10 protein-coding genes are annotated in these 18652 nt (G+C 46.1%); 5 read left to right on the top strand and 5 right to left on the bottom strand.

What is annotated here, in order from left to right:
- The first annotated feature begins 1 nt into the window (after position 1).
- Together malQ and Xhom_RS05220 are read left to right on the top strand one after the other, a co-directional pair.
- A complete protein-coding gene (gene malQ / locus Xhom_RS05225; RefSeq protein WP_069317707.1) occupies positions 2 to 2164 on the top strand; it encodes a 4-alpha-glucanotransferase in 2163 nt (720 codons plus the stop codon).
- Positions 2165 to 2248: 84 nt separating this feature from the next.
- The gene (locus Xhom_RS05220; protein ID WP_084023209.1) at positions 2249 to 2434 is read left to right on the top strand and encodes a type II toxin-antitoxin system RelE/ParE family toxin; all 186 of its coding nucleotides are present in this window, start codon (positions 2249 to 2251) and stop codon (positions 2432 to 2434) included.
- Between the two features lie 30 nt (positions 2435 to 2464).
- Here the strand turns inward: Xhom_RS05220 and malG are convergent, their stop codons facing one another.
- The 3 genes from malG to malE form a co-directional block, all read right to left on the bottom strand.
- Entirely contained in the window at positions 2465 to 3355 is an 891-nt protein-coding gene (malG, locus tag Xhom_RS05215) for a maltose ABC transporter permease MalG (protein ID WP_069318538.1), read from the bottom strand.
- Between the two features lie 13 nt (positions 3356 to 3368).
- Positions 3369 to 4925, bottom strand: a complete 1557-nt coding sequence (gene malF, locus Xhom_RS05210) for a maltose ABC transporter permease MalF (protein WP_069317706.1) — start codon at positions 4923 to 4925, stop codon at positions 3369 to 3371.
- Between the two features lie 118 nt (positions 4926 to 5043).
- On the bottom strand, positions 5044 to 6243 hold the full coding sequence (malE, locus tag Xhom_RS05205) for a maltose/maltodextrin ABC transporter substrate-binding protein MalE (protein ID WP_069317705.1): 1200 nt from the start codon (positions 6241 to 6243) through the stop codon (positions 5044 to 5046).
- A 414-nt stretch (positions 6244 to 6657) separates the two neighbouring features.
- Here malE and malK point away from each other — a divergent pair, with 414 nt between their 5' ends.
- From malK to malM, 3 genes are read left to right on the top strand one after another with little or no spacing between them, the layout of a single operon-like run.
- On the top strand, positions 6658 to 7767 hold the full coding sequence (gene malK, locus Xhom_RS05200; protein WP_069317704.1) for a maltose/maltodextrin ABC transporter ATP-binding protein MalK: 1110 nt from the start codon (positions 6658 to 6660) through the stop codon (positions 7765 to 7767).
- A gap of 37 nt (positions 7768 to 7804) precedes the next feature.
- The gene (locus tag Xhom_RS05195; RefSeq protein ID WP_069317703.1) at positions 7805 to 9082 is read left to right on the top strand and encodes a maltoporin; all 1278 of its coding nucleotides are present in this window, start codon (positions 7805 to 7807) and stop codon (positions 9080 to 9082) included.
- A complete protein-coding gene (malM, locus tag Xhom_RS05190; protein ID WP_069317702.1) occupies positions 9082 to 10032 on the top strand; it encodes a maltose operon protein MalM in 951 nt (316 codons plus the stop codon). The genes Xhom_RS05195 and malM overlap by 1 nt, the downstream gene beginning before the upstream one ends.
- Before the next feature lie 229 nt (positions 10033 to 10261).
- Here the strand turns inward: malM and rpoC are convergent, their stop codons facing one another.
- Positions 10262 to 14488, bottom strand: a complete 4227-nt coding sequence (gene rpoC / locus Xhom_RS05185) for a DNA-directed RNA polymerase subunit beta' (protein WP_069317701.1) — start codon at positions 14486 to 14488, stop codon at positions 10262 to 10264.
- A 130-nt stretch (positions 14489 to 14618) separates the two neighbouring features.
- Positions 14619 to 18647, bottom strand: coding sequence for a DNA-directed RNA polymerase subunit beta (gene rpoB, locus Xhom_RS05180; RefSeq protein ID WP_069318537.1), 4029 nt, complete (start codon positions 18645 to 18647; stop codon positions 14619 to 14621).
- Between the last annotated feature and the right edge of the window lie 5 nt (positions 18648 to 18652).

The raw sequence follows: 18652 nt of genomic DNA, 5'->3' as shown, positions 1-18652 counted from the left end.
TATGCAAAATAAATGCCCCAATGATTTGGCAACTGAGGCCGGCATTGCCAGCGAATATATTAATGCCTATGGGAAACTACAGGCTTTCCCTGCTGAAATCAGGCATCGAATATTAGAAGCCATGAATACAGAGATACCGGCTAATAAGCCGGTTTATCACTTAAATGCCGCCTCTTTGCCGAACGTTAAAGTGATTATTCAGGGAAAGGCGGAAATCTTGCCTTTAAACAACACAAATCGTTATCAATGGCAGATACACACGGAACAAGGGGGAATATTTCATGGTCACTGCCAACATCAACTCACGTTATCAGCCACGCTTCCCCTTGGATATCACACTCTGACACTAATCCCAGAAACGGAGCAGGACGGTAACTCTCACCCGCAATCCATGCAACTTCAATCCATACAACTTATTGTTGCGCCAGAACGTTGTTATGAGCCTGATGCAATAACACATGGCGAAAAGCTGTGGGGCGCTTGCGTTCAGCTTTATACATTACGCTCAGAAAATAACTGGGGGATCGGCGATTTTGGTGATCTGAAATATATGCTGCAAGAATTGGCACAACGTGGAGGCGCTTTTATCGGCCTGAATCCACTACATGCCATATATCCTGCCATGCCCGAAAATGCCAGCCCTTACAGCCCATCTTCCCGTCACTGGGTTAATATCATTTATATTGCTGTAAATCAGTTGGAAGATTTTAACAACAGTGCCGAAGCACAAGAATGGTGGCAGTTACCAGAAACGCAACTCAAACTTCAGCAAGCCCGCCAAAACGAATGGGTCGATTATACTTCCGTCATGGCACTAAAAATGAGCGCATTGCGTCTGGCTTATCAGCAATTCAGAAACCGGCCAGACAATGATCCCAAGCGAACTATTTTTCAGCAGTTTGTAAGTAAGGGTGGAGTAAGCCTTTATTCTCAAGCCACTTATGATGCTCTTCATCATAAACTCTATGGAGAAAATAACACTTATTGGGGCTGGCCAGTGTGGCCGGAAAAATACCGTGAACCAGAGAGTGATGCTGTTAAAGAATTTAGTCACTTACATCAACAAGAAGTCGGGTTTTTCCTCTGGTTACAGTGGATAGCTGATATACAGCTTGCCGAATGTTTCACAATAAGCCAAGCCAATCACATGCCAATTGGCATTTACCGTGATCTTGCCGTGGGTGTAGCACATGGCGGCTCAGAAACATGGTGTAACCGAAATATCTATTGCACCAAGGCATCCATAGGTGCACCACCTGATATTCTAGGGCCTAAAGGACAAAATTGGGGACTTCCTCCAATGAATCCTCATGTATTAAAAGCCCAATCTTATCAACCTTTCATTGAGTTGCTGCGAAGTAATATGCGCTATTGTGGTGCATTACGCATCGATCATGTGATGTCACTACTCAGACTTTGGTGGATACCACAAGGTGAAACCGCTGATAAGGGTGTTTATGTCCATTATCCGGTTGATGACCTGTTAGCGATACTGGCACTGGAAAGCCAGCGCAATCGCTGTCTGGTGATTGGCGAAGATTTAGGAATTGTGCCGGAAGAAATTGTAGATAAGTTACGGGATAGAGGAGTTTTCTCCTATAAAGTGTTTTATTTTGAACGCAATGAGCGGGGTGAATATCGCTCTCCTAACGAATATCCCGTACAAGCAATGGCAACCATGACTACCCATGATTTACCCACTCTGCGTGGGTTCTGGCAAAGCGTGGATCTCACCTTAGGCGAAACCATCGGCTTATATCCTGATAAAACACTTCTTGATGAGCTACATACTGAGCGGAAACACTGTAAGCAGGCATTATTGGCAAGCTTAAATCATCGCGGTTATCTATCAGATGAACTGACTCTAGCTGACACACAATTCCCCTTGCTGCAAACAGCATCACTAATGCAAACCGAGCAACCCATGTCAGCAACTATCAATCGGGGTATACATCGCTATATCGCCCATAGCGCCTGCGGCTTATTGGGATTACAACCTGAAGACTGGCTCGATATGGTACAGCCTGTCAATATTCCAGGCACAACTGCGGAATACCCAAACTGGCGACGCAAACTCACTGTCACATTGGAAGATATATTTGCAGATACACATATCAACCAACTACTGGAAGCCGTAGGAGAGTGCCGAAAGCAAGCTTCATAACCAACTGAACCACCTGCGATAGCACTGTGATAAAACAATATCGATGGTGGTTCATCCTTGACATAAGCAAAATAGAAATCACGAATTTCCGATAGAGTACGGGAATTGCGTATTAACCAAGGACCAGGTTATCGAATATATTATTCACAAGCTGGTAGTATCCTAACACTGCTACTGACTGGAGGCGACAAGCGCAAACAGCAGGCAGATATCGAAACTGCATTCGTTGTAAACTTCGCGTATTGCAGACTTTGTACCGGGCTATTATAGGCCGGTACAAAGTTTAAAACTTTGACGAAATCAGCCCTTCACTCCCCCCGATGTCAATCCTCCGACCAACCAACGTTGAGCAAGTAAGAAAATCACGGTGATAGGGATTGCAGAAAGCACAGCCGCAGCGGCAAAGTCCCCCCAAAGATAATTTTGTGGGTGCAGGTATTGTTGCATTCCCACTGCCAGCGTGTAGTTGTCTACATCCCGTAATAGCAGAGACGCAACAGGCACTTCAGTAATCACACCAATAAAAGACAGAATAAACACAACGGCCAATATTGGTACAGAAAGCGGCAGCAATATCAATCGGAAAATTTGCCACGATGTCGCACCATCCAGCATCGCCGCCTCTTCCAGTGAGCGATCTATCGTTTCAAAATAGCCTTTGATCGTCCAAACATGTAATGCAATGCCGCCCATATAGGCAAAAATCACACCTCCATGGGTATTGAGACCAATAAAGGGAATGTATTCCCCCAATCGGTCAAACAAGGCATAGAGTGCCACCAGCGAAAGTACCGGAGGGAACATCTGAAAAATTAGCATGCTTTTAAGTAAAGGACTTTTGCCACGAAAACGCATCCGGGCAACCGCATAAGCACAACTCGTTGAAAGTGCCACAATGCCGGTAGCAGTAATAAATGCAACTTTTACCGAATTCCAAAGCCACTGTAGGACTGGAAATGGAGGTGGAGTTACTCGCCCATCAGGTGATTCCACACTGTAGCCAAATGCCAGTTTCCAGTGTTCCCATGAAATGGTATCTGGAATTAAGCTACCAGTAGCAAAATTACCCGGACGCAAAGAAATAGCAATCACCGTCAGTAGAGGGAACAAAATCAAGGCAATAAAAGCCAGCATTAAAATATGTGTTGCCCATACCCGCCACCGTTGAGATTTGGGTTGTACCATCGCCATATCCATTCTCTCCTCAATCAAATTTAATGCGGGTAGTTTTCAAATTAATGATGGCTAATGCCCCTACTAACAGGAAGATCAGCGTTGCAATCGCGGCAGCCAGACCAAAATTCTGTCCGCCGCCCCCTTCAAACGCGATACGGTAGGTATAATTCACGAGAAGATCGGTATAACCCGCAGGAGTCGTTGTACCAATATGATCAGGCCTACCGTTAGTTAGTAGCTGGACCAAAACAAAGTTATTAAAGTTAAAAGCAAAGCTAGCAATGATCAACGGCGTCAATGGTTTAATCAGTAATGGAAAAGTAATCTTGGTGAAGTTCTGCCAGGGCCCGGCTCCATCAAGGGCCGATGCTTCATAGAGATCATCAGGGATCGACTTCAGTAATCCCATACAGAGGATCATCATATAGGGATAACCCAGCCACGTATTCACAATAATCAGCATGGTGCGAGCCAATGTTGGATCTGTAAACCAATCCGGTTTCAAGCCAAACAACCCATTAAGCACCAAATTAATTTCACCGAAACTCTGATTAAACAATCCCTTAAAAATCAAAATAGAAATAAACGAAGGCACCGCATAAGGCAAAATAAGTAATACCCGGTAAATAGCCCTCCCTTTCATTGCTTCCCACTGCACAATGCAAGCGAGGAGCATTCCTAACATAACCGTGAATATCACCGTCAACACAGAGAAAATCACTGTCCAGACAAAAATGGACAAAAAAGGTTTTTGAATGCCTTCATCCTGCATTACCCGCAAGAAATTTTTCCAACCAATAGGAACCGTGAACCCGGGGCTTAATGTTTCTTTCTCCCACCCACTTTCAGCATTTATGGATTGATAAAACCCTGTATCCATATTAGGTCGGTATTGTGTACCGGTTTGTTTGTTGGTCAGCGTAATGCCATCTTCTCCAAGAGAATAAAGAGAATGTATAGCCGAAAACTGGCGCAGGGAGCTCATTCGTAACTTACTGCCATCGGGAAGAACAGCGACTAGTTGCCCCAAGGCCTGACGATGCTGGGTAATTGTACGTAATGCTGCAGCAATACCTTCCATATTTTTTTCCTGCTCACGGAGAGGAAGAATAATTTCTTCCTCTCCAGAGAGAGAAAAGGGCTTAGATGCCAGCACCAGAGGACTATCAGGAGCGTTAAGTGTCAAAACCCATTGATCAGATGCAGGATAGAGCTTGAAATTAAATGGTTGCCCAGCCTGATATTGACGACTCATTAAAACGGTTTGAGTACGTTCAAATGTTAATTGGTTAGTGCTGCTATAGTTTGTGAAAGAAATGGCAATCGTGCAGATAAGCGGAAACAGTATAAACACACCTATCCCAGCAATTCCTGGATAGGTATAGCGCCAAACATACATCTTGCGGTTGGCAAAAACATAAATACCACTTCCCAGAAGTACAAGTGTCAAGATGGCAAACAGGTATTCTCCCTGCGCATACATCAACACAACCAAATAACCAGTGAAAAGCAGGCACAAACCTACAAAAAACCATTTCAGTGCGGGGTGCTGCCACCATACTGTTTTTTCTAATGTCGCTGACATCTTGCACTTCCTGTTACTATTTTTAGCGATTAATTTCCAATAATTACCAATAATTAAGCTGTTATAAAAATAAAATGATGAGGCTCCTTTCAAATCAGGAGCCTACCATTCCATTCGTTTATTTTGTCATTCGTGATTCAGCATCATTAAGCGCAGCATCTACTGCCTGACGCCCACTGATCGTATTGAGAATTGCACTGCGCATGGCGTACCAGAAGGTGCTCATTTGAGAAATATTCGGCATAATTTCGCCCTTCTGTGCGTTTTCCATTGTGGCAGCAATACGTGGATCTTTCGCAAGGGTTTCCTGATAGGATTTTACAGCCACCGCACCCAGTGGTTTGTCTTTATCCATCATTGCCAGACCTTCGTTAGTGAGCAGGTAGTTTTCCAGAAACTCCTTCGCTAATTCTTTATTAGGGCTGGCTGCATTAATTCCCGCAGTCAAGATACCAACGAAGGGCTTAGAAGGATTTCCTTTGAAAGTCGGTAATAAGGTAACGCCATAATTAATATTACTTTTATCTATATTCGCCCAAGCCCAAGGGCCATTGATAGTCATCGCCGTTTTACCTTTATTGAATGCCTCCTCAGCGATGGAGTAATCGATATCAGCACTGAGATGTTTGTCTTTAACTAAATCAACTAAAAACTGCATCCCAGCCTTCGAACCCGCGTTATTTACCCCACTATCTTTAACGTTATAAGTCCCTTTTTCCGCCTTGAAAGCATAACCACCATCAGCAGCAATCAACGGCCATGCAAAATAAGGTTCCTGTAAATTGAACATAATTGCGCTTTTATTTTGCTTTTTCAGTTCATTATCTAAGGCAGGTATTTCTTCCCATGTTTTTGGCGGAGACTTGATCAAATCTTTATTGTAGATAAGCGAGAGAGCTTCAACTGCGACAGGATATCCCATTAATTTTCCGTCATAACGAACGGCATCCCATGTGAAGGGAAATAGCTTATCAATAAAAGAACTATCAGGTGTAATTTCAGCTACTAAGCCTGATTGAGCATAACCACCGAAGCGATCATGGGCCCAGAAAATGATATCTGGCCCATCTCCGTTAGCTGCGATCTGGGTATATTTTTCTTCTAGTTTGTCTGGATGTTCAACAGCAACAGGAATGCCCATTTCTTTTGCGAATTTGTCACCAACTTGTGCCAACCCGTTATAGCCTTTATCGCCATTGATCCAAATCACCAGTTTGCCTTCTTCCAGCTTAGCAAAAGCCGAAGCAGACAGTAGCCATGTCGTTAAAACGGAAAGCATCAGAGTACGGGTACTCACTTTTAACGTTTTTTTGGTCATCATTCCGCCCTTTTTATCATTTATCAGTTCTGGATAAATTTACTCATTACACCGCTAGAAAATGGCTCCCAGTGTGCAATCAACGAGGACAAGACTCATCCTCCCCAACCCTACGCCTCAATCAGAATACGTGTGAGCCGACTAGCAAAAACAATTAAAATCAGAATGTTAACACCAAGATAATGTCATTTTTTGCGACTGAAATCACATCTCACCTAGCTATTTATCCCTCCATGTTCCAATCACATTACACTCGTCCTCCTGATACCTCCCCCATAAAAAACCTTGGAATGGATGATCCTCCCACCTGTTATCTTGAGCACAATCCTGCCATCAGTTTTTCATGAGATTTTTCTCTACGATGAGCAGAAAATGAATGAGAAATTGATGTGGAAAATCCGAGGGAGGGAATAAATGTCTAGCGTTACATTCCGCAATGTATCTAAATCTTATGGTGAAACAGTCATCTCCAAAGATCTCAATCTTGATATTCAGGAAGGCGAATTCGTCGTATTTGTCGGCCCATCTGGATGTGGAAAATCAACATTGCTGAGGATGATCGCGGGGTTGGAAGACATCACATCCGGTGATTTACTGTTCGCAGGAAAACGAATGAATGATGTTCCGCCGGCCAAACGTAATATTGGTATGGTTTTTCAATCTTATGCGCTATATCCCCATCTCTCTGTTGCAGACAATATGTCATTCGGCATGAAACTAGCAGGTGTCAAAAAAAACAATATTCAAAAGCAAGTGCAACAGGTTGCAGAAACCCTTCAACTTGCTCATCTGCTGGATCGCCGCCCCAAGGCATTATCCGGCGGACAACGTCAGCGTGTCGCCATTGGAAGAACGTTAGTTGCTGAACCAAATATCTTTCTGTTGGATGAACCCCTTTCCAATCTAGATGCTGCTTTGCGGGTTCAGATGCGAATTGAGATTTCACGCCTACACAAACGCCTGCAACGTACGATGATCTATGTGACTCATGATCAAACCGAGGCTATGACGCTGGCAGACAAAATTGTCGTGCTGGATGGCGGCAACATAGCTCAAGTGGGTAAACCACTTGAAATTTATCACTATCCTGCCAACCGATTTGTCGCAGGCTTCATTGGTTCACCAAAAATGAATTTTTTGCCAGTTAAAGTCTCGGCTATTGCCGTCGATCAGGTACAAATTCTCTTACCTAATGGTCAACCTATTTGGCTTCCTGTTGAAAGTAAAGGGCTTACTGTGGGTAGTAATGTATCTTTGGGAATTCGCCCCGAACACCTTTTGCCTAATGATGTAGCCGATGTTACGTTAGTGGGGACAGTACAGATCGTGGAACAACTGGGCAATGAAACTCAGATTCACATCCGCATACCTGCCATTCATCAAAATTTAGTTTACCGCCAGCCTGATATTGTTCTCGTGGAAGAAGGGGTGAACTTCACTATCGGGTTAGCTCCCCACCGTTGCCATCTTTTCCGAGAAGATGGAACTGCATGTCAACGTTTACATAAAGAACCCGGAGTCTAGTCGATCCGCGGACATCGAAAATAACAGGAGAATCATCATGCGTATATTGCCTCTCTCATTGGCCATGTTCACTAGTTTGTTATCCATGCAGGCTGCTGCGGTAGAATTCCACGGTTACGCCCGCTCAGGTATTGGTTGGACGGGTAGCGGCGGTGAGCAAAAATGTTCCCCAGTTACGGGGGCTCAGAGTAAATACCGCCTCGGTAACGAATGTGAAACCTATGCAGAACTTAAACTAGGGCAAGAATTATGGAAAGATGGCGACAAACGTTTCTATTTTGATACCAATGTTGCTTACTCGGTAGCCCAGGAAAAAGACTGGGAATCCACCAACCCCGCTTTCCGTGAAGCGAACGTACAAGCAACTAACATCATCGACTGGTTGCCCGGCTCAACAATGTGGGCCGGTAAACGTTTCTACCAGCGACATGATGTACATATGATCGATTTCTATTACTGGGATATTTCCGGTCCTGGTGCGGGTTTGGAGAATATTGATCTTGGTTTTGGCAAATTGTCCTTAGCAGTAACCCGCAATACAGAATCCGGCGGTTCGCATGGCTGGATAACGGGTGAACGTAAAGAAATCCCAACCTCAAATGATGTTTTCGATATACGTCTAGCCAACATTTCAGTCAATGATGGTGGCACACTAGAGTTTGGTATTGATTATGGGCGTGCTAATGCGCGCAAGGGATACCAACTTGATGAAAAAGCATCCAAAAATGGTGTAATGCTGACTGCCGAACATACCCAAAGTATGTTCGGTGGATTCAACAAATTTGTCTTACAGTATGCAACTGACGCAATGACTTCTAGTAATAACGGCCGTTCCGAAGGTGCCAGTGTGTACAATGACGGACATATGCTGCGAATTGTGGATCATGGCGCAATCAGCATGACAAAAAAATGGGATCTCATGTATGTCGCTATGTATCAGAATATTGACCGCGACAATAACAATGGCAACACATGGTATAGCGTGGGTGTCCGTCCAATGTACAAGTGGACACCAATCATGAGTACCCTGATGGAAGTTGGCTATGACAATGTGAAATCTCAACGTACCAAAGAGGCCAATAATCAGTACAAAATTACCCTAGCCCAACAATGGCAAGCCGGTGACAGTATTTGGTCACGCCCAGCTATTCGATTGTTTGCCACTTACACTAAATGGGATGAAAAATGGGGCTATGCCAATAACCAATCCGGTTACGTCAATGGCATTGCTTACCGTGATACACCTGCACAACGATTCAGCCGTGGTAACAGCGATGAATTTTCATTTGGTGCCCAATTTGAGGCTTGGTGGTAATGAAAACAAAACTGCTCTCACTTTGTCTCAGTGCGCTGCTCTGTAACATGATCCCCGCTGTCAGTTATGCCACGTCAGATACTATCGTACCTGATACAACAGTACCTGCAGCATCCACGACAGCCCCTTCTTTGTCCATCTCAGCCCTGCAAAAATTGCAGTGGCAACCCATTAATACCCATGACACGCAGACCATTATCCTCAACAGCACGTCACAACAATTTAATGACGGAGATATTCGTGGGGCAGTAGCCGCATTCGCTTTATCCGCTAATCAAGGTCCATTAGAAATCACCTTGAACAGTTTGATAAAGGATAAGCAGGTATACTCACCGAACGTTTTGGTATTTGATGAACAACTTCGTCCGGCAGCCTTTTATCCAAGCCATTATTTTCGCTATCAACAGGCTGGTATAATGTCCGTTGATCGGCTTGAAGGCGTGTTAAAACTGACACCGGCATTAGGACAGCAGCGAATTTATTTGCTGGTTTATACCACTCGTGCCGATTTGCAAGATTTCACGCAAATGGTCGATCCAGCTAAAGCCTATGCGCAAGGGGTTGGTAACGCGATGCCCAATATTCCAGACCCGACCGCACACCATACTGAGCTGGGGACATTGACGCTAAAAGTAAAATCAGAACGTGATGCGGGCAATATTCTGATTGGTCAGATATTTTCTCCACCTACATCAAAACCGGTCATAGTCGGCTCTACACAGGCAATCTCTAAACCTACAATAACCCCTTCAGCTGACCTATCTCAATCTGCTGTATTTACAGTTAAACCTGTACTGAACGATACCGAACAGTATTTCAATGACGCTATCACAAAAGCCATTAGCAATGGTGATATTGATAAGGCATTGAAACTACTAAATGAGGCGGAACGACTTGGTTCCCCAACTGCGCGGGAAACTTTTATTCAAAAGATAAAAGACAAACGGTAGGTTTTATTTATCAAATGGTTATTGTGAAATTTCATATTTAATTTAAGAGCCTAATAGAATAGGCTCTTAGCACACGAATAATTCATCCATTTTACCTGCAAATCATCAGGCACCGAGTCATTTTTCACACCTCACATTTTAATTTTTTATCGGATAAAAAAATGCCCTCTACTAAGAGAGGGCATTTCACGATTAGCTATACGTATAAGGTATGCTATACATCACGATATTAGTCTTTATCGCTGCTGCTACCAAAACCTGCATTCAAAAGTTCAGCAAGGTTTGCAGTTGCTTCGTCAACGCTAACTTGTGGTGCTTCGACCACTTCGTTGTTGTGACGACGACGGATACGAGACTGATGGTAAGCATAACCTGTACCTGCAGGGATCAAACGACCAACAATCACGTTCTCTTTCAAGCCACGCAGTTCATCACGTTTACCTGCAACAGCGGCTTCAGTCAGTACGCGGGTTGTTTCCTGGAACGACGCCGCAGAGATGAAGGATTCCGTTGCCAGTGATGCCTTGGTGATACCCAACAGATCACGGTGGAAGGTTGCAGGTACTTTGTCATTCTGCTCCAACTTACGGTTTGCAACTTTAACGCGTGCGTATTCAACCTGCTCGCCTTCGAGGAATTCAGAGCTTCCCGTGCTTGCGATTGTCACTTTACGCAGCATCTGACGAACGATAACTTCGATGTGTTTATCGTTAATCTTAACGCCTTGCAGACGGTAAACTTCCTGTACTTCGTTGGTGATGTAACGGGCAACTGCATGAACACCACGCAGACGCAGAATGTCATGTGGAGATTCTGGGCCATCGGAGATCACGTCACCACGTTCAACAACCTCACCTTCGAACACGTTGAGCTGACGCCATTTAGGGATCATCTCTTCGTAAGCATCAGAGCCATCCAGTGGGCTGATAACCAGACGGCGTTTGCCTTTGGTTTCTTTACCGAAGGAAACAATACCGCTGATTTCTGCCAAGATAGCAGGTTCTTTCGGACGACGTGCTTCGAACAAGTCAGCAACGCGTGGCAGACCACCGGTAATATCTTTAGTACCGCCAGATTCCTGAGGAATACGCGCCAGCGTATCACCCGCAGAAATGGTCATGCCATCTTCCAGCTGAACAATCGCTTTACCCGGCAGGAAGTACTGAGCAGGCATATCTGTACCGGCGATCAGAACGTCGTTACCCTGGGCATCAACAATTTTCAGTGCTGGACGCAGGTCTTTACCGCTACCAGTACGTTCTGCACTGTCCAGAACTACCAGTGAAGACAGACCAGTCAATTCGTCCGTCTGACGGGTGATAGTCTGACCATCAACCATGTCATAGAACTGGATGATACCGGAGACTTCACTCACGACTGGCATGGTATGTGGATCCCAGTTCGCAACGGTTTCACCGCCAGTTACTGTTTCACCATCACCTTTCGCCAATACTGAGCCGTAAGGCACTTTATAGCTTTCTTTGGTACGGCCGAAGTCATCGATCAGACGCAATTCGGTATTACGGGAAGTAATAACCAGTTTGCCCGCTGAGTTAGTAACAAACTTAGCGTTGAACAGTTTCAAATGGCCTTTGTTACGTACTTGGATGCTAGATTCTGCTGCCGCACGAGATGCCGCACCACCGATATGGAACGTACGCATCGTCAGCTGTGTACCCGGCTCACCGATTGACTGTGCCGCGATAACACCAACTGCTTCACCTTTGTTGATGCGGTGACCACGAGCAAGGTCGCGACCGTAACAGTTCGCACAAACACCGAAGTCAGTTTCACAGCTTACTACTGAACGTACTTTCACGCTGTCAACGGAGTTTTCTTCTAACAGATCACACCATTTTTCGTTCAACAGAGTGTTACGTTCAACCAGAATGTCTGCCGTACCTGGTTTTAGAACGTCTTCAGCCGTCACACGACCCAATACGCGCTCACGCAGCGGTTCTTTAACGTCGCCACCTTCGATAACCGGAGTCATCAGGATACCGTCGTGAGTTCCACAGTCATCTTCAGTTACGACCAAGTCTTGGGCAACATCAACCAGACGACGGGTCAAGTAACCGGAGTTCGCCGTTTTCAATGCGGTATCCGCAAGACCTTTACGAGCACCATGGGTTGAGATGAAGTACTGAAGTACGTTCAGACCTTCACGGAAGTTCGCCGTGATTGGCGTTTCGATGATGGAGCCATCTGGTGTTGCCATCAAGCCACGCATACCCGCCAACTGACGGATCTGAGCAGCAGAACCACGAGCACCGGAGTCAGCCATCATAAAGATATTATTGAAGGAAACTTGCTGTTCTTCTTCACCGTTACGGTTAATAACAGTTTCACTAGACAAGTTTTCCATCATCGCCTTAGCAACACGTTCGTTCGCTGCGGCCCAGATATCGATAACTTTGTTATAGCGTTCGCCAGCAGTTACCAGACCTGATTGGAACTGTTCCTGAATTTCGGCCACTTCTGCTTCCGCTTCCGCGATGATGCCTTCTTTCTTCTCAGGAATAACCATGTCGTCGATACCTACGGATACCCCAGAACGGGCAGCGTAAGCAAAACCAGTATACATGGTCTGGTCTGCTAAGATAACGGTTGGCTTCAGACCCAGTACGCGGTAACAGGTGTTCAGCATTCTAGAGATTGCTTTTTTACCCAGCGCCTGGTTAATCAGTGAGTATGGCAAACCTCTCGGTACAATCATCCACAGGATGGCACGACCGACTGTAGTATCAACCAGACCTGTATTGGTGGTGACATTACCTTCGCCATCTCTTACTTCTTCAGTGATGCGAACTTTGACACGAGCGTGCAAAGAAGCCAGACCTGCTCGGTAAACGCGCTCTGCTTCTTTAGGACCACTCAGAACCATGCCTTCGCCTTTCGCGTTAACACAGTCACGAGTCATGTAGTACAGACCCAATACAACGTCCTGAGATGGAACGATGATTGGTTCACCACTCGCTGGAGACAGGATGTTGTTGGTAGACATCATCAGCGCACGCGCTTCCAACTGGGCTTCCAGTGTCAACGGTACGTGAACAGCCATCTGGTCACCATCGAAGTCGGCGTTATAAGCCGCACACACCAATGGGTGCAACTGGATAGCTTTACCTTCGATCAGAACAGGTTCAAATGCCTGAATACCCAAACGGTGAAGGGTCGGTGCACGGTTCAGCAGAACTGGGTGCTCACGAATGACTTCATCCAGGATATCCCACACAACGGCTTCTTCACGCTCAACCATTTTCTTGGCTGCTTTGATAGTCGTTGCCAGACCACGCAGTTCTAGCTTGCCGTAGATGAATGGTTTGAACAGCTCCAGTGCCATCTTCTTAGGAAGACCACACTGATGCAGGCGCAGGTATGGACCTACGGTAATTACAGAACGGCCTGAGTAGTCTACACGTTTACCCAGCAGGTTCTGACGGAAACGACCTTGTTTACCCTTGATCATGTCTGCCAAGGATTTCAGAGGACGTTTGTTAGAACCAGTAATCGCACGACCGCGGCGACCGTTATCCAGCAACGCATCAACCGCTTCCTGCAACATACGTTTTTCGTTACGTACGATGATGTCTGGCGCAGCCAGATCCAGCAGGCGTTTCAGACGGTTGTTACGGTTGATTACGCGACGATACAGATCGTTCAGATCTGAAGTTGCGAAACGACCACCATCCAGCGGAACCAATGGACGCAAATCCGGTGGCAGAACTGGCAGAACGGTCAAAACCATCCACTCTGGTTTGTTACCAGACTGAATGAAAGCTTCCAACAGTTTAATACGTTTGGTCAGCTTCTTACGTTTAGTTTCAGAGTTGGTTTCGTTCAACTCTTCACGCAAGGTTTCACATTCATTTTCTAGGTCGAGATTTTTCAGCAAATCTTGGATCGCTTCCGCGCCCATTTTTGCGTCAAATTCATCACCGAACTCTTCCAGCGCATCCAGATATTGTTCTTCGGTCAGGATCTGAGCACGCTCAAGACTGGTCATTCCGCCTTCAACAACCACATAGGATTCGAAGTACAATACGCGTTCAATGTCACGCAGAGGCATGTCCAGCAACAAACCGATGCGAGATGGCAGGGATTTCAGGAACCAGATGTGAGCCGTTGGAGAAGCCAGCTCGATATGTCCCATACGGTCACGACGAACTTTAGTTTGCGTAACTTCTACGCCACACTTCTCACAAATCACACCACGGTGTTTCAAACGCTTGTATTTACCACACAAGCATTCGTAATCTTTTACTGGCCCGAAGATACGCGCACAGAAAAGACCGTCACGTTCAGGTTTGAACGTACGGTAGTTAATAGTTTCCGGCTTTTTTACTTCCCCGAATGACCACGAACGGATCATGTCTGGAGAGGCCAGAGCAATTTTGATCGCATCAAACTCTTCGGTCTTAGTTTGCGCTTTCAGAAACTTCAATAAGTCTTTCACGAAATAGCTCCTGTCGGAGTTAGACCTGTCAGGTGAGTGGCCCATGCCACTCACCCCTATGACCAGTGTAACCACTGGCTGGTAAACTGCCCGACATTTTCATGCCGGACAGTACCAGCGGGAAAACGATTTATTCGTCTTCCAGCTCGATGTTAATACCCAACGAACGGATTTCTTTCAGCAATACGTTGAAAGATTCCGGCATGCCTGGTTCCATCTGGTGGTTACCATCCACGATGTTTTTATACATCTTGGTACGACCGTTAACATCGTCAGACTTGACGGTGAGCATTTCTTGCAGGGTGTACGCGGCACCGTATGCTTCCAATGCCCACACTTCCATCTCACCGAAGCGCTGACCACCGAACTGTGCCTTACCACCCAGCGGCTGCTGAGTAACCAAGCTGTAAGAACCGGTAGAACGGGCGTGCATCTTGTCATCAACCAAGTGGTTCAATTTCAGCATATACATGTAACCGACGGTTACCTGACGCTCAAACTGCTCACCAGTACGGCCATCAAACAGTGTGATCTGACCGGAAGTCGGCAGGCCACCCAGTTTCAACAGCTCTTTGATTTCAGTTTCTTTTGCTCCGTCAAAGACTGGCGTTGCGATTGGCATACCTTTTCTCAAGTTTTCTGCCAAACGCATCACTTCTTCGTCGCTGAAGGTGTTCAAATCAACTTTCTGACGGGTATCGTCACCCAGATCATAGGCTTTCTGGATGAATTCACGCAGTTTGGCAACTTCTTGCTGCTGTTTCAGCATCGCATTGATCTTGTCACCAATGCCTTTCGCTGCCATACCCAAGTGAGTTTCCAGAATCTGACCGATGTTCATACGGGATGGTACGCCCAGCGGGTTCAGTACGATATCTACAGGTGTACCGTTTTCATCGTAAGGCATATCTTCGATCGGGTTGATCTTAGAGATAACACCCTTGTTACCGTGGCGACCTGCCATCTTATCACCAGGCTGAATCTGACGTTTCACAGCCAGATACACTTTGACGATTTTCAGTACACCCGGTGCCAGATCGTCGCCCTGAGTGATCTTACGGCGTTTAGCATCCAGTTTTTTCTCGAACTCAGTTTTCAGTTCGTCATACTGTTCTGCTAACTGCTCCAACTGATTCTGTTTTTCTTCATCAGCCAGACCCAGTTCCAACCAGCGCTGACGAGGCAGTTTGTCTAGTTTTTCTGCTTCAATACCACCAGAAACCAGTACGGAGTGAATACGAGCAAACAGACCTGCTTCGAAAATTTGCAGCTCTTCTGTCAGGTCTTTCTTCGCCTCACGCAACTGCATCTCTTCAATTTCTAACGCACGCTTGTCTTTTTCTACGCCGTCACGGGTAAAGACCTGTACGTCAATAACAGTACCAGAAACACCGTTTGGTACGCGCAGTGAAGAGTCTTTCACATCAGACGCTTTCTCACCGAAGATCGCACGCAGCAGTTTTTCTTCTGGAGTGAGCTGAGTTTCACCTTTTGGTGTCACTTTACCAACCAGAATGTCGCCACCTTTCACTTCCGCACCGATATAAACGATGCCGGATTCGTCCAGTTTAGACAGAGCAGCTTCACCTACGTTAGGGATATCAGCGGTGATCTCTTCAGGCCCCAGTTTGGTGTCACGAGACACACAAGCCAGTTCTTGAATGTGAATAGTTGTGAAACGGTCTTCCTGAACAACTCGCTCAGATACGAGGATGGAGTCTTCGAAGTTATAACCATTCCATGGCATGAACGCCACGCGCATGTTCTGACCCAGAGCCAGTTCACCCAAGTCGGTGGATGGACCATCAGCCAGTACGTTACCACGCTCTACCAGCTCGCCCAGAGAAACACATGGCATCTGATTGATACAGGTGTTTTGGTTAGAACGGGTATATTTGGTCAGGTTATAGATATCGATGCCCGCTTCACCAGCGTACATTTCATCTTCGTTAACCTTGATAACGATACGAGATGCGTCAACGTACTGAACCATACCGCCGCGTTTAGCAACAGAGGTTACACCGGAGTCAACCGCTACCGCACGCTCCATACCTGTTCCGACCAACGGCTTGTCAGCACGCAGAGTTGGAACCGCCTGACGTTGCATGTTCGCACCCATCAATGCACGGTTGGCGTCATCGTGTTCAAGGAATGGGATCAGGGAAGCACCGACGGACACGATCTGTTGTGTCGAAACGTCCATGTACTGAACCTGATCACGATTGAACAAGCTTGATTCATCGTAATGACGGCACGTGATCAGTTCTTCAACGAAGTGACCTTCTTCATCCAAGACGGTGTTAGCCTGTGCAATGACGTAGTTACCTTCTTCGATCGCAGACAGGTAGTGAATTTCATCAGTCACTACACCATCACGAACTAAGCGGTAAGGCGTTTCAAGGAAACCATACTCATTGGTACGCGCATAAACGGACAATGAGTTAATCAAACCGATGTTTGGACCTTCAGGGGTTTCGATTGGACATACACGACCGTAGTGAGTCGGGTGTACGTCTCGAACTTCGAAGCCTGCACGTTCACGGGTCAGACCGCCTGGACCCAACGCAGAAATACGGCGTTTGTGGGTAATTTCAGACAGAGGGTTGTTCTGGTCCATAAACTGGGACAACTGGCTGGAACCAAAGAACTCTTTCACCGCCGCAGAAATTGGTTTGGCGTTGATCATATCCTGTGGCATCAGAGTGTCCAGATCACCCAGAGACAGACGCTCTTTCACGGCACGTTCTACACGCACCAGACCGACGCGGAACTGGTTTTCGGCCATTTCACCAACGGAACGGATACGACGGTTGCCCAAGTGGTCAATATCGTCGACTTCACCTTTACCGTTACGAATATCGATGAGCTTCTTCATCACCTCAATGATGTCTTCTTTGCTCAGGATACCGGAACCTTCAATCTCTTCACGATCCAAAGAACGGTTGAACTTCATGCGGCCAACCGCAGACAGATCATAACGGTCTTCAGAGAAGAACAGGTTCTCAAACAAGTTTTCGGCGGCTTCACGTGTTGGTGGTTCACCAGGACGCATCATGCGATAGATTTCAACCAGTGCGCTCAGGCGATCGTTGGTTGGGTCAACACGCAGCGTTTCGGAGATGTATGCACCGTGATCCAAATCGTTGGTGAACAGGGTCTCAATCGTTTTATGACCAGACTGGCTCAGACGCGCCAACAGATCCAAAGAGAGTTCCATGTTCGCAGCACAGATAATTTCACCTGTGTTCTGGTCAATGTAATCTTTTGCGACAACTTTACCCGCGATATATTCGACAGGAACCTCAATGCGGTCTACCTGATCTTTTTCTAACTGGCGGATATGACGAGCAGTGATACGACGGCCTTTTTCAACATAAATCTTGCCGTTCGCTTCGATATCAAAAGAAGCAGTCTCACCACGCAGACGTTCTGGAACCAGAGTCATCTGCAATTTGTTATCACGAATTTCGAAAACGGTTTTGTTGAAGAACAGATTCAGGATGTCTTCAGTGGTATAATTCATCGCGCGCAAAATAATCGAAGCCGGCAGTTTACGGCGGCGGTCGATACGCACAAACAGATTATCTTTTGGATCAAATTCGAAATCTAACCATGAACCACGGTAAGGAATGATACGTGCATTATACAGTACCTTACCGGATGAATGGGTTTTTCCCTTATCGCTGTCAAAGAAAACGCCTGGGCTACGATGCAACTGAGATACGATAACGCGCTCAGTACCGTTGATAACGAAAGTCCCGTTATCAGTCATGAGTGGAATTTCACCCATGTAGACTTCTTGTTCTTTGATATCTTTGACTGTACCTTCTGGCGCTTCACGCTCATAGATCACCAGACGCAGTTTTACGCGCAGTGGTGCAGAGAAAGTCACGCCACGAATCTGACACTCTTTGACATCAAAAACAGGTTCGCCAAGACGATAGCTTACATATTGCAGCTCGGAATTGCCGCTGTAACTCTGAATTGGGAACACAGAACGGAAGGCCGCTTCCAGTCCATTCTGGCCTTCGGGATCTTGCTCGATAAACTTCTGGAACGAGTCAAGTTGGATAGAAAGAAGGAATGGAATATCCAAAACTTGTGGACGTTTACCAAAATCCTTACGAATACGTTTTTTCTCGGTATAGGAGTAAACCATAGGGT

This window comes from Xenorhabdus hominickii (assembly GCF_002632725.1).
Taxonomy (GTDB): Bacteria; Pseudomonadota; Gammaproteobacteria; order Enterobacterales; family Enterobacteriaceae; genus Xenorhabdus; species Xenorhabdus hominickii.
The sequence above is the reverse complement of the archived record's forward strand: the minus strand, read 5'-3'. Positions and strand labels throughout refer to the sequence as shown.

Excerpts from the sequence above, each read along its gene's own strand:
- malQ (WP_069317707.1), top strand. The coding sequence starts at position 2 with ATGCAAAATAAATGCCCCAATGATTTGGCAACTGAGGCCGGCATTGCC.
- malG (WP_069318538.1), bottom strand. The coding sequence starts at position 3,355 with ATGGCGATGGTACAACCCAAATCTCAACGGTGGCGGGTATGGGCAACA.
- malF (WP_069317706.1), bottom strand. The coding sequence starts at position 4,925 with ATGTCAGCGACATTAGAAAAAACAGTATGGTGGCAGCACCCCGCACTG.
- malE (WP_069317705.1), bottom strand. The coding sequence starts at position 6,243 with ATGACCAAAAAAACGTTAAAAGTGAGTACCCGTACTCTGATGCTTTCC.
- malK (WP_069317704.1), top strand. The coding sequence starts at position 6,658 with ATGTCTAGCGTTACATTCCGCAATGTATCTAAATCTTATGGTGAAACA.
- Xhom_RS05195 (WP_069317703.1), top strand. The coding sequence starts at position 7,805 with ATGCGTATATTGCCTCTCTCATTGGCCATGTTCACTAGTTTGTTATCC.
- malM (WP_069317702.1), top strand. The coding sequence starts at position 9,082 with ATGAAAACAAAACTGCTCTCACTTTGTCTCAGTGCGCTGCTCTGTAAC.
- rpoB (WP_069318537.1), bottom strand. The coding sequence starts at position 18,647 with ATGGTTTACTCCTATACCGAGAAAAAACGTATTCGTAAGGATTTTGGT.